Below are 12,822 nucleotides of genomic sequence, written 5' to 3' on the forward strand. Positions count from 1 at the left end.
ATGCCCGAGCCCGAGAATCAGGACACCCGGATGGTCGAGGCGCTCCGCGCCTCGCTCAAGGAGATCGACCGGTTGCGGGAGCGCAACCGCGCCCTGACGGCGGCAACACGGGAACCGATCGCGATCGTCGGCATGTCATGCCGGTACCCGGGCGGCGTCCGCTCCCCGCAGGAGCTGTGGGACCTGGTCGCGCGCGGCGGGGACGGCATCACCGAGTTCCCCGCAGACCGAGGCTGGGACCCGGACCTCTACGACCCTGAGCCGGGCCTGGAAGGCCGGTCCTACACCCGCGAGGGCGGATTCCTGCACGACGCGGGCGACTTCGACGCCGGATTCTTCGGCATCAGTCCGCGCGAGGCCCTGCTGATGGACCCCCAGCAGCGACTGCTGCTGGAGGGCTCCTGGGAGGCGCTGGAGAGCGCCGGCATCGACCCGGCGACCCTGCGGGGGAGCCGCACCGGAGTGTTCGCGGGGCTGATGTACCACGACTACTTCGGCAGCTTCGGCTCCGGCAGCATCGTCTCCGGCCGCGTCGCCTACACCCTCGGCCTGGAGGGCCCGACACTCACGGTCGACACCGCGTGCTCCTCGTCCCTGGTCACCCTGCACCTGGCCGTACAGTCCCTGCGCCAGGGCGAGTCGACGCTCGCCCTGGCCGGGGGAGTGACGGTGATGGCGTCCCCCGGGACCTATGTGGAGTTCAGCCGCCAGGGCGCCCTGTCCCCGGACGGCCGGTGCCGGTCCTTCGCCAAGGACGCCAACGGCACCGGATTCGCCGAGGGTCTGGGCGTACTCGTCCTGGAGCGGCTGTCGGACGCACGGCGCAACGGGCACGAGGTGCTCGCCGTCGTCCGCGGCTCGGCCGTGAACCAGGACGGCGCGTCCAACGGCCTGACCGCGCCCAACGGCCCGTCCCAGCAGCGCGTCATCGAACAGGCCCTGGCCGCCGCCCGGCTGTCGGCCACCGACGTGGACGTCGTCGAGGCGCACGGCACCGGCACCACGCTGGGCGACCCGATCGAGGCACAGGCGCTGCTGGCGACCTACGGCCGACAGCGGCCCGAGGACGCGCCGTTGTGGCTGGGCTCGGTCAAGTCCAACATCGGCCACACCCAGGCCGCCGCCGGTGTCGCGGGCGTCATCAAGATGGTCATGGCGATGCGGCACGAAGCGCTGCCGCCGACCCTGCACGCCGCCGAGCCGTCCGACCAGGTCGACTGGACGACAGGGGGCGTGCGGCTGCTCACCGAGGCGCGGCCGTGGTCGGAGCGGGACCACCCCCGCCGCGCCGGGATCTCCTCGTTCGGCATCAGCGGAACCAACGCGCACGTCATCGTCGAGCAGGCCGCCCCTGTCGCCGCTGACGTGCCGGACAACACGGAGGACACCGGAAGCACCGCGGGGGAGTCCGCGGCCCCGGTGCTGCTCTGGCCGCTGTCCGCACGCTCAGGGCAGGCCCTGCCCGCGCAGGCCGAGCGGCTGCGGACCTTCGTCGAGAGCCGGCCGGACCTCCAACCCGCCGCCGTCGCCCGGGCGCTGGCCACCCGGCGGCCCGCCTTCGACCACCGGGCCGCCGTCACCGGCGGGGACCGGGAGCAACTGCTCGCCGGGCTCAGCGCCCTCGCCGCCGGTGACGGATCGCCCGCCGCGGTCACCGGCCGGGCCCGCACCGGTGCTCGTACGGCCTTCCTGTTCACCGGGCAGGGCGCGCAGCGGCTCGGCATGGGCCTCGAACTGCGCGCGCACCACCCGGTGTTCGCCGACGCCTTCGACGAGATCGACTCCGAACTCGGCCTGGACCTGGCCGGAGTACTGGCCGGGGACGACCCCGACGTGGTGCACCGGACGCTGTACGCGCAGACCGGCCTGTTCGCCTTCGAAGTGGCCCTGTTCCGGCTGCTGGAGTCCTGGGGAGTTCACCCCGACCACCTCGCCGGGCACTCCGTCGGTGAGCTGGCCGCCGCCCACGTCGCGGGCGTCCTCACACTGGAGGACGCCTGCACCCTGGTCGCCGCCCGGGGCCGGCTCATGCAGGCGCTGCCCGAGGGCGGCGCGATGGTCGCCGTGCAGGCGAGCGAGGACGAGGTCCGCCCGCTGCTCGACGACCGGGTCGGCCTGGCCGCCGTCAACGGCCCGACGTCCGTGGTGCTCTCCGGCGAGCGGGACGTGGTGCTCGCCGCCGCCGAGGGCTTCGCGAAGACCAAGCGCCTGACCGTCTCGCACGCCTTCCACTCACCCCTGATGGACGGCATGCTCGACGACTTCCGGGCCGTCGCCGAGAGCCTGTCCTTCCACGAGCCGCGTATCGCACTGGTGTCCGCCCTCACCGGCCGCCCCGCCGGAGACGACGTGCGCGATCCCGGGTACTGGGTGCGGCACGTCCGCGAGACCGTACGGTTCGCCGACGCCGTCGCCGCGCTGACCGGCGCCGGCGTCACCCGCTTCGTGGAACTCGGCCCCGACGCCGTACTGACCGGCATGGCCCGCGAATGCGCCGACCCGGACACCGCGACGTTCACCGCGCTCGGCCGACGGAACGGCGCCGAGTCCGCCGTGCTGCTGTCCGGCCTCGCCCGGCTGTACACCGACGGCCTGTCGCCCGACTGGTCCGCGGTGTTCCCGGGGACGGCCTCCACCGAACTGCCCACGTACGCGTTCCAGCACCAGCGGTACTGGCTCAATGCCGAAGTCGCCCTCACCGTAGGCCCGTTGGCCGCCCCGGTATCCGCCGAACCGGCCGACGGCACGGCGGAGCCGCTGCGGGACCGGCTGGCCGCGGCCTCCCCGGCCGAACAGGAGGCCCTGCTGACGGACGTGGTGCGGGCCCAGGCCGCCGCGGTCCTCGGCCATGACGGCCCGGAAGCAGTCGAGGCCGACGCCGTCTTCCTGGAGGTCGGCATGGACTCGGTGTCCGCGGCCGAACTGCGCGGCGCCCTGGGAACCGCCCTCGGTACGACCGTTCCCGCAGGCGCCGTCTTCGACCACGGCACTCCCGTCGCGCTCGCGGCCCACCTGCGCGAGCAACTGGCCCACGGCGGCCAGGACCGCGGGGGAGAGGACCCCTCGGGGACGGAGTCGATCGGCGGACTGCTGCGCCGCGCGGCGGCCGAGGGACAGATGGCGAAGGGCTTCGACCTGCTGAAGACGGTGGCCGAGATCCTGCCCGGCTTCTCCACGGTCGCCGAGCTGGGGGAAGTCCCCGCTCCGGTGCGCCTGTCCACCGGCGACGGCTCGCCCCGGCTGATCTGCCTGCCCTCACCGATGGCGCTGGGAGGCGCCCACCAGTACGCGCGGTTCGCCACCCACTTCCGGGGGCGCCGCGAGGTCCTCGTACCCGCCGTTCCCGGGTTCGTCCCGGGCGAGGCGCTGCCCCGCTCGGTGGACGCCGTCGTCGAGGTGGTCGTCGAGGGCATCCGCACGGCGACGGCCGACGGCCGGCCGTTCGTCCTCGTCGGCTACTCCTCCGGCGGCCAGTTCGCGCACGCCGCGGCCGAGGTCCTGGAGAAGGCCGGCCGACCGGCCGCCGGTGTCGTCCTGCTCGACACCTACCTGCCCGGCGACGACGGCAAGGACGAGCTGTGGCGCCAGATGTTCGACGGAATGCTTGACCGGGAGTCGTCCCTGGGCGGGTTCAGCACCGCCCGGCTCGCCGCGATGAGCCGCTACAGCGACCTCATCGTCGACTGCCTGCCGGGCGCGCTCTCCGCGCCGGTCCTCTTCGTACGGCCCGACGAGTCCTTCGCCGCCGGATCGGGCACCGAGGACTGGCGCGCCACCTGGGCCGGGGACCACGCACTGCGCGAGGTGCCCGGCACCCACTTCACCATCCTGGAGGACTCCGCGGTCAGCACGGCCGAGACGGTGGAGGAATGGTTGACAAGTGACGGGTCGGCGTGACCCCGGAACACGATGAGGGGAATTGCCCCGTGAGGCGTGGCCGTATTTCGACGGCCACGCCTCACGGTCAATTTATTGAACGGCATCGCGAAAATGCGCCAACCATGCGTCGACATCACAGCGAACACTGGCCGGATCCGCATTCAATTGCCTGGCTATTTCCAGCGAGGCAAGCTCAGGATCCCAGTCCTGTTGTTGCAGCGCGAGCCACATCATCGTGCCCTTCGGGCCGCATCGGTGACTCTTCCCGGTATGTGGCGAGAAAAGCTCCAGGAACCCGTCCGGCAGGACCCGCGGGACCACATTCAGCTCATGCCGCATGCCCACACGATCCTCCGCAAGCGCCCTGCCTGCGGATTCTCCCCCGCAAGCAGGACGGAACGCCGGATAACCCCTCATACGCCAGAGAACACCGTGATGAGGCGACCGGCGCGTTCTCTGCGGCCTCACTTTCGTGCCTCACGAGCGGTCCGTGCTGGAATCCGCGCTGTGCCCGGAGAATCTTTTCGGCCGTGCGGGCACCGTGTCCTGGCCACATGTATTCCGATCTCCCTCGACATTTGCGTGACGATCCGACGCTACCCGCCACGGTCGCAGGCGGAAATGGATCTGGCAGCACTTTTTGGGGTGGTGGTAGCCGTTCGAGTGAAGGGAAGCTTTCTCCCCCTTGACAGCAGTCGGCGGCGGCGGGGTAGAGAAACCTCTACCCCGGATCCACCGCTTAGGGCCAATGTGCCGCAGCACGACCCACTTCTACCGTTGAATCCGACACCGCGCCCAGCGCGAAACCTCTCCGGGGAGCCCGAGTGCACACATCAGACAACACCCGACACGAGCAGGCCGTAAGGCTGGACACCGTCTCGAAGATCTACGGCCGGGGTGACAACGAGGTGGCCGCGCTCAGGGACTTCACCATGAGTTTCGCCTCCGGCACCTTCACCGCCGTGATGGGTCCGTCCGGTTCGGGCAAGAGCACCTTCCTGCACTGCGCCGCGGGACTGGTCCAGCCCACCTCCGGCACGGTCACCGTCGGCGGCGCCGACCTCGCCGGCCTGGACGACGTACAGCTGACGAGGCTGCGCCGCGACCGGGTCGGCTTCATCTTCCAGTCGTTCAACCTGCTGCCCGCGCTGACCGTGATGCAGAACATCATGCTGCCGCTGCAACTCGCCGGGAAGCGCGCCGACAAGGCCCTGGTCAAGAACGTCGTGCAGCGCGTCGGCCTGTCCGACCGGCTCGGCCACCTGCCGAGCCAGCTCTCGGGAGGCCAGCAGCAGCGTGTGGCCATCGCCCGCGCCCTGGTCACCCGCCCCGCCGTGATCTTCGCCGACGAGCCCACCGGCGCCCTCGACACCCGGACCGCCGGGGCCGTCCTCGCGCTGCTGCGCGAATCCGTGAACGCCGCCGGACAGACACTGGTGATGGTCACGCACGACCCGGTGGCCGCCTCCTACGCGGACCGCGTCGTGTTCCTCGCCGACGGCACGTTCGTCGGCGAGCTGCACCGGCCGACCGCCGAGGCCGTCGCCGCCCGCATGACCCGGCTCGGCGCCTGGGACGACGACAACTACCAGGCGGCCTCCACCGTGGCGGGAGGACAGTACTGATGTGGGCCCTGGCATTCCGCACCCTGAAGTTCCGCAGGACCAGCTTCATCGCCACCTTCCTCGCCATGTTCCTCGGCGCCGCCATCGTCATCGGCTGCGGCGGTCTGATGGAGACAGGCGTCCGCATGGTCGCCGACCCGCAGCGGTTCGACCGCACCGCGGTCGTCGTCACCGGTGAGCAGACCTACGACTCCGCCGCGCTGACCGAGCGCAACCGCATCGACAACGGCCTGGTCGAGAAGGTCGCCTCCGCCGACGGCGTGCGCAAGGCCATCGGGGACGTCTCGTTCCCCGCCGCGGTCCTCAAGGACGGCAAGCCGGTCACCGGCGAGTCCGAGTCCTACGGCCACGGCTGGTCCGGGGCCGAACTCACCCCCTATACCCTCGCCGCCGGTGACTCCCCCGCCGCCGGCGGCGAGGTCGTCCTCGACTCCCGGCTCGCCGAGAACCTGAACGCCCGACCCGGCGCCGGCGTCGAACTCGCCGTCCGGGGCACCACCGAGAAGTTCCGCGTCAGCGGCATCGCCGCCCAGCGCGGCGGCAGCAATCCCGACGCGGCCGTGTTCTTCACCGACGCCGAGGCGCGCCGCCTGGCCGGCGCGGGCGGCAGGATCGACTCCATCGGAGTACTGGCCGACCCCGGCACCGACATCGCCTCCCTCACCGCCGCGGTGAAGTCCCAGGTGGGCGACCGGGCGGAGGTGCTCACCGGCGACCGGCGCGGCCTCGCCGAACTGCCCGGCACCCTCTCCAGCCAGCGGACCATCGTCATCCTGGCGGCCATCTTCGGCAGCTCGGTCGTGCTGATCGTGATGTTCGGCGTCGCCTCCACCCTCGGCCTGTCCCTCCAACAGCGCTCGCAGGAAATGGCGTTGCTCCGCGCGGTCGGCGCCACCTCCGACCAACTGCGCCGGATGATCCTGTGCGAGACCGCCGTGCTGTCGGTGCTGTCCGTCGTCCTGGCCCTCGCCCCCGGCTACGCGGTCGGCAATCTGCTGTACGGCGTCCTCACCGACAGCGGTGTGGTGTCGTCCGCGATCGCCTACCGGGCGGGCTGGGTTCCGATGGCCGTCGGCGCGGTCACCACGGTCCTCGCCGCGGCCCTCGCCACCCGCTTCGCCGGCCGGCGCGCCGCGCGCACCGAACCGGTCGCCGCACTCGCCGAGTCCGTCGCGGGCAACCGCTGGTTCAGCGTCCCGAGGCTGCTGCTCGCTCTCTTCTTCATCGCCAACGGCGTCGGCCTGGCGGTCGCCACCGCCACGGTCATGGAGGACGGCCCGACCCTGGCCAGCACCGCGGGCCCGGCCTCCGTACTGTTCTGCATCGGTCTCGCGCTGATCGCACCCGGCATCACCAAGGTCATGGTGGCGCTGCTGCGCCTCCCGGTCCGCGCGCTGTCCGGACTGTCCGGCTATCTCGCCCTGCGCAACGCCACCACCTCGAACGTCCGCATGGCGGGCGCCATCGCGCCGATCGTCCTGCTCATCGGCATCGCCACCGGCACGCTCTACATGCAGTCCACCGAGGACGACGTCTCGGCCCGCTCCTACGCCGACAACATCCTCGCCGACTACGTGCTCGACTCCACCACCGGCGGCTTCGCGCCGAACGTCGTCGACCAGGTCCGCACGACGTCCGGCGTGGCCGCCGCCTCCGAACTCGTCACCACCCGCGGCTTCGTGGACGGCCCCGACGGCCGCGTCGACATGGACCTGCGCGGAGTGTCGGCCGACGGCGTCCGGCAGACCCTCGCCCTCAAGACCGTCACCGGCGACCTGGCCGGCCTCAAGGGCAACAGCGTGGCCCTGTCCGCGAAAAAGGCCGAAGAGTTCGGCGTGAAGGTCGGCGACCCGCTGCCCATGCACCTCGGCGACGGCTCCGGTACGAAGCCCACCGTCGTCGCGCTCTTCGAGGACAACCCCAAGCAGCAGTACATGGTGCTGCCCTCGGCGAGCCTCGCCCCGCACACCACCGATGGTCTGCCGCACCAGATCCTGGTCCGCTCCGACGCGGGTGCGGACGGGCTCCAGGCCCGGCTCGCCGATCTCGCCGCCGCCGTGCCCGGCGCCGAACTGGACGACAGCTCCTCGCTGAGCGGCAGGAACAACCAGATCCAGCAGATCCTGGTCTCCGCCAACTACACGATCGTCGCCATGATCGTGGGCTACGCGGCCATCACCGTCGTCAACACCCTGGTGGCGGTGACCCGCAAGCGGCGAGCGGAGTTCGGTCTCCAGCGGCTGACCGGTGCCACCCGCGCGCAGGTGCTCGGCATGCTCGGTGTCGAGGGCGCCCTGATCGCCGTCATCGCCACCGTGCTCGGCACCGCGGCCTCCGCGACGACCATCGTTCCCTACAGCCTCGTCAAGAACGACTCGATCCTGCCCGCGGGCTCGATCGGCATCTACCTCGGCATCGTCGGCGGATCCCTGCTGCTGATCTTCGGCGCCACCCTGTACCCCTCGTGGCGCGGCATGCGCCAGCCCGCCGTGGACACAGTGAAGGCCGCGTGAGCCGAATCCGGACCGGGCGGCCCCTGCCACCCCCGGGCAGGGGCCGCCCTTTCCTCGTACGCCGCCCGCGATGGGAGCATGTCGGCATGACAACCGTGCCGGTCCCATGGCGCGCACTGACCCGCCGCGCGGCATCCGACACCGCGGTGGGTCTGCTGATCGCCGCCGGAACCATGGCGTCACTGGGACTGTTCCTGGTGACCACGTACTTCGTGATCCTCTGCCTCCTCGGCATCGGCTTCGTCACCCTGCCCTACCTGACCCGGGCGATCCGCCGGCTGTGCGGCCTCACCCGCGACACGGCCGCCCGCTCCGGAGTCCCCATCGAGGCGCCGTACCAGCCCGAACCGCAGGACGTCGAGCGGGACATCGTCGGCTGGATGCGCCGCTGCAAATGGATCCTCACCGACCCCGCCACCTGGCGCGATCTGCTGTGGCTGCTGCTCAACACCGTCGTCGGCTTCACTGGGTTCCTGCCGGGCGCGGTGCTCTACTACGCGGGCGAGGGCCTGTTCCTGGCCTGCGGACTGTGGCGGCCCCTGGCACAGGACGGCACGGGCCGCATGTACGCGCTCATCACCGTCGACAGCTGGCCGTCCGCCCTCGCGGCCGGTGCGGTGGCCCTCGGTCTGCTGGTCGCCTGGCTGTTCGTCAGCCCGCTGATCCTCAAGGGCTACGCGTACTTCTGCCGCTTCCTGCTCGGCCCCACCGAGCGCACCCGCCTCGCGGGCCGGGTGCGGCACCTGGCCGAGACCCGCTCCGGCGCCCTGGACACCCAGGCCGCCGAACTGCGCCGCATCGAACGCGACCTGCACGACGGGGCGCAGGCCCGCCTCGTCAGCCTGGGGCTCAAACTCGGCGCCGTGGACCGGCAGTTGGCCCGGGACCCGGAAGCGGCCCGCAAGCTGCTGCACGAGGCCCGCTCCTCGTCAGTGCTGGCCCTGCGCGAACTGCGCGACCTGGTACGCGGCATCCACCCGCCCGTTCTCGCCGAGCGCGGCCTCGCCGACGCCCTCCAAGCCCTCGGCCTCGCCAGCCCCCTGCCCGTCTCGGTCTCGGTGGACCTGCCCGCGCAGCTCCCCGCGCCCGTCGAGTCCGCCACCTACTTCTCCGTGTCGGAGCTGCTGACCAACGCGCTCAAGCACGCCGACGCCGAGAACGTCGAGGTCACCGCCCGGTACGAGCACGGGGTGCTGTACGCCCACGTCATCGACGACGGCCGAGGCGGGGCCGATATGTCGGCCGGGACCGGACTGGAAGGGATCCGGCGTCGACTGGCAACCTTTGACGGGACGTTGGAGATCGACAGTCCCTCCGGCGGCCCGACCGTGACCAAGTTGGAGATACCGTGCGCGTTGTCCTCGCAGAAGACCTCTTCCTCCTGAGGCAGGGGCTCATCCAACTTCTGGAGGAGTACGACTTCGAGGTGGCCGCCGCCGTCGACAACGGCGACGATCTGGCGGACGCGATCAGCGAGCACCAGCCCGACATCGCCGTCGTCGACGTGCGCCTGCCTCCGACGTTCACCAACGAGGGACTGCGGGCCGCGCTCAAGGCCCGCCGCGAACGACCGGGCCTGCCGATCCTCGTACTCTCCCAGCACGTCGAGCAGATGTACGCCCGCGAGCTGCTGGCCGACGGCACCGGCGGCATCGGCTACCTGCTCAAGGACAGCGTCTTCGACGACGACCAGTTCATCGGCGCCGTACGCCGCGTCGCCGCCGGCGGCACGGCCATGGACCCCGCGGTCGTCGCCCAGCTCATGACCAGCCACTCCCGTGACGAACCGCTGGCCACGCTCACCGCCCGCGAGCGCACCGTCCTGGAGCTGATGGCCGAGGGCTGCTCCAACACGGCCATCGCCCAGCGGCTGTGTGTCACCGAGGGCGCCGCCGCCAAGCACATCTCCAACATCTTCGTGAAACTCATGCTCCCGCCCTCCAGCGACAGCAACCGTCGCGTGCTGGCCGTCCTCGCCTACCTCAACGCCTGACGGCCGGACCGACCGATTAGGGGCGGTAGGGGTTTGCGGCACGGCCCCCGGACGGGAAGACTCTGTACGTCATCGGCCTTGCGAAGGGGCCAGGTTCTCCACCGGAAAAGGACGCCCACGCCATGGCTACGCCCGCCGAGGACAATCTGTGGATACGCCGCTACCGCCCGCGCCCCGACGCCGGGGCGAGGCTGGTGTGCCTGCCGCACGCCGGCGGCTCCGCCAGCTTCTACTTCCCCGTGGCGACGGCGATGCCGGAGGCCGTGGACGTCCTGGCCCTCCAGTACCCGGGCCGCCAGGACCGCCGGGCGGAACCGTGCGTCTCCAACATCCCCGATCTCGCGGACCTGGTCACCGCGGCCCTCCTGCCGTGGACGGACCGTCCCCTCCTGTTCTTCGGGCACAGCATGGGCGCCACGCTCGGATTCGAGGTGGCACGCCGACTGGAACGTGACCACGGTGTCGTGCTGCTCGGTCTCTTCGCCTCCGCACGCCGGGCGCCCTCCCGCAAGCGCGCGGAGGCGGTCTACCGGGAGGACGACGAGGGAATCATCAGGGAGGTACGGCGCCTGAGCGGAACGGACTCCGCGATCCTGGACGACGTGGAGCTGATCCGCATGGCCCTGCCGGCGATCCGCGCCGACTACCGGGCCGCCGAGACGTACGAGTACGAGCCCGGCCCGAAGCTCAACTGCCCCTTGGTGAGCCTCGTCGGCGACGACGACCCCAAGGTCGACCTCGACGAGGCGCGGGCCTGGTCCGAGCACACGGAAAACACCTTCGAGTTCCGGGTGTTCAAGGGCGGGCACTTCTACCTGACCTCCCACCAGCCCGAAATCGTGCGGCTGCTCTCCAGCCGCGTGCCCGCGAAGACGGACGTCTAGAACAGCTGGACATCCAGAACAGTTGGACATCGCGGAGTTGGGCTGACACGCATGGGACACCGTGAGGATCTGCTGGAGGGTGCCAGGCGCTGCCTGCTGGAGAAGGGCTTCGTGCGCACCACGGCACGCGACATCGTCAAGGAGTCGGGCACGAACCTGGCGTCGATCGGCTACCACTACGGCTCGAAGGACGCGCTGCTGGCGGAGGCGTACATCTCCATCGTCGAGGGGCTCTGCGACGACTTCGACGCGGGCGAGCAGGCCACGACCGGCACCGAGCCGGGCTCCCTGACACGGTTCGAGGACGGCTGGTCGAGCATCATCGAGACCATGCGGGAGCCCGGTTCGCGGTGGCGCCTGAGCATGGAGATCGTGGTCATGGGCGACCAGGTGCCCGAGGTACGCGCCCACCTGGCGCGGGCCCAGCGCGAGGCCGGGCGCGGCATCATCCCGCTGTTCATGGGCGGCCTGGCGGAGGACGTCGACGACGAGACCGTGGACACCCTCGGCACGTTCTATCTGGCCCTGATGATGGGGCTCATCGCACAGTGGACCTGCGACCCGCAGAGCGCGACCGGCGCGGACGAACTCGCCGAGGGCCTGCGGCAGGTGATCGCGGGCACCGCGCGGCAGTGACCTTGGCGATCGAGCCGTTCCCCGCAGGTGGGGGAGGAGGATTTCCGCCGAACCGGGGCTGAGAGTATGGGCCGATGCGCACCCCCTCGACGCTGCTGCGGGCCTTTCGGCCCCAAGTGCAAGAGCGTCTCTACGACTTCTACGAAGAGCTGCGGAGCGGCGACGACCTCTACTGGGACCGCACCCTGGACGCCTGGGTCGCGACCGGGCACGCGGTGGTCAGCAGCGCCGCGGGCAACCCCGGCCTGTCCTCGGTGCGTTACCCCGACATCGAAGCCGTCCCCGAGGAACTGCGGCCGCTGGCCCGGGTCCTGAGCCGGCAGATGCTCTACAGCGACGCCCCCGAACACCCTCGGCTGCGGGCCCTGATCAGCAAGGCCTTCGCCCCCCGGGCCGTGGCGACACTCAGCGCCCGGATCTCCGAAGCCGTCGACCGGATCATCACCGACGCCGCGCCCACCGGGCGCATGGACATCGTCGCGGACCTCGCCCGCCCCCTGCCTCTCACCATCATCTGCGACCTCCTCGACGTACCCGAGCAGGACCGTCCCGCCGTCGCCGCCTGGTCCGAGCCGGTCGCCGAAGCCATCGGCAACTCCCGACTCGACGCCGACCGCAACCGGGAAGCCTCGCAGAGCATGGCGGACCTCCTCGCCTACCTCCGCGAACACCTCACCCGCCACGACACCCCTCCGGCCCCCCACTCCCTGCGCGCACTGGTGACCACCCAGGCGGAGAACACCGACCAGGATCTCGACGAACTCCTCGCCAACTGCGCCCTGCTCCTGATCGCCGGCCACGAGACCACCACCCACTTCATCGGCAACGCCACACTCGCCCTGCTCCGCCACCCCGAAGCGGCCGACGAACTGCGCCGCCGGCCCGAACTGATGCCCGCCGCGGTGGAGGAACTCCTGCGCTACGACGCCCCGGTGCAGCTGATGCTGCGCCGGGCGCGGCAGGACCTGGACCTGGCGGGGCGCACCATCGCCGAAGGGCAGACGGTGCTCCTGGTGTGCGGCGCCGCCAACCGCGATCCGGCCGTGTTCCCCGATCCCCATGTGCTGGACTTCGAGCGGTCGGGCGGACGGCACATGGCGTTCGGGCACGGTCCGCACTTCTGCCTCGGTGCGGCGCTGGCCCGGCTGGAAGGCGCGATCGTCCTGGAAGCGCTCCTCACCCGGCTCCCCGGCCTGCGGCTCGACGCGGCCGAGCCACCGCAGTGGCAGCGCAGCCTCAACTTCCGCGGACTCACCCGCCTGGACGTCGCCTTCACCCCGCTCTCGGAGTGA

At 71.2% G+C, this 12,822-nt stretch carries 9 protein-coding genes; 8 read left to right on the forward strand and 1 reads right to left on the reverse strand.

Annotation, left to right across the window (positions count from 1 at the left end; genetic code table 11):
• The gene (locus tag OHA11_RS45860) at positions 1–3,897 is read left to right on the forward strand and encodes a beta-ketoacyl synthase N-terminal-like domain-containing protein (RefSeq protein ID WP_266508333.1); all 3,897 of its coding nucleotides are present in this window, start codon (positions 1–3) and stop codon (positions 3,895–3,897) included.
• 72 nt (positions 3,898–3,969) lie between these two features.
• On the opposite strand, the gene OHA11_RS45865 is transcribed toward OHA11_RS45860, so the two are convergent.
• Positions 3,970–4,218 (reverse strand): hypothetical protein, encoded by a 249-nt coding sequence (locus OHA11_RS45865; RefSeq protein ID WP_266508335.1) that lies wholly within the window; start codon positions 4,216–4,218, stop codon positions 3,970–3,972.
• Between the two features lie 485 nt (positions 4,219–4,703).
• Between OHA11_RS45865 and OHA11_RS45870 the strand changes: the two genes are divergently transcribed.
• The 7 genes from OHA11_RS45870 (at position 4,704) to OHA11_RS45900 (ending at position 12,822) form a co-directional block, all read left to right on the forward strand.
• The gene (locus OHA11_RS45870; RefSeq protein WP_266508337.1) at positions 4,704–5,504 is read left to right on the forward strand and encodes an ABC transporter ATP-binding protein; all 801 of its coding nucleotides are present in this window, start codon (positions 4,704–4,706) and stop codon (positions 5,502–5,504) included.
• On the forward strand, positions 5,504–8,017 hold the full coding sequence (locus tag OHA11_RS45875; protein WP_266508339.1) for an FtsX-like permease family protein: 2,514 nt from the start codon (positions 5,504–5,506) through the stop codon (positions 8,015–8,017). Before OHA11_RS45870 ends, OHA11_RS45875 begins: the two co-directional genes overlap by 1 nt.
• An 86-nt stretch (positions 8,018–8,103) precedes the next feature.
• Positions 8,104–9,402 (forward strand): sensor domain-containing protein, encoded by a 1,299-nt coding sequence (locus tag OHA11_RS45880; RefSeq protein WP_266508341.1) that lies wholly within the window; start codon positions 8,104–8,106, stop codon positions 9,400–9,402.
• Positions 9,366–10,010, forward strand: coding sequence for a response regulator transcription factor (locus tag OHA11_RS45885; protein WP_266508343.1), 645 nt, complete (start codon positions 9,366–9,368; stop codon positions 10,008–10,010). The genes OHA11_RS45880 and OHA11_RS45885 overlap by 37 nt, the downstream gene beginning before the upstream one ends.
• A gap of 122 nt (positions 10,011–10,132) precedes the next feature.
• Positions 10,133–10,894, forward strand: a complete 762-nt coding sequence (locus OHA11_RS45890; protein ID WP_266508345.1) for a thioesterase II family protein — start codon at positions 10,133–10,135, stop codon at positions 10,892–10,894.
• 51 nt (positions 10,895–10,945) lie between these two features.
• A complete protein-coding gene (locus OHA11_RS45895; protein WP_266508347.1) occupies positions 10,946–11,530 on the forward strand; it encodes a TetR/AcrR family transcriptional regulator in 585 nt (194 codons plus the stop codon).
• Positions 11,531–11,604: 74 nt separating this feature from the next.
• Entirely contained in the window at positions 11,605–12,822 is a 1,218-nt protein-coding gene (locus tag OHA11_RS45900; RefSeq protein WP_266508349.1) for a cytochrome P450, read from the forward strand.

It is taken from the genome of Streptomyces sp. NBC_00878 (assembly GCF_026341515.1).
GTDB lineage: Bacteria > Actinomycetota > Actinomycetes > Streptomycetales > Streptomycetaceae > Streptomyces.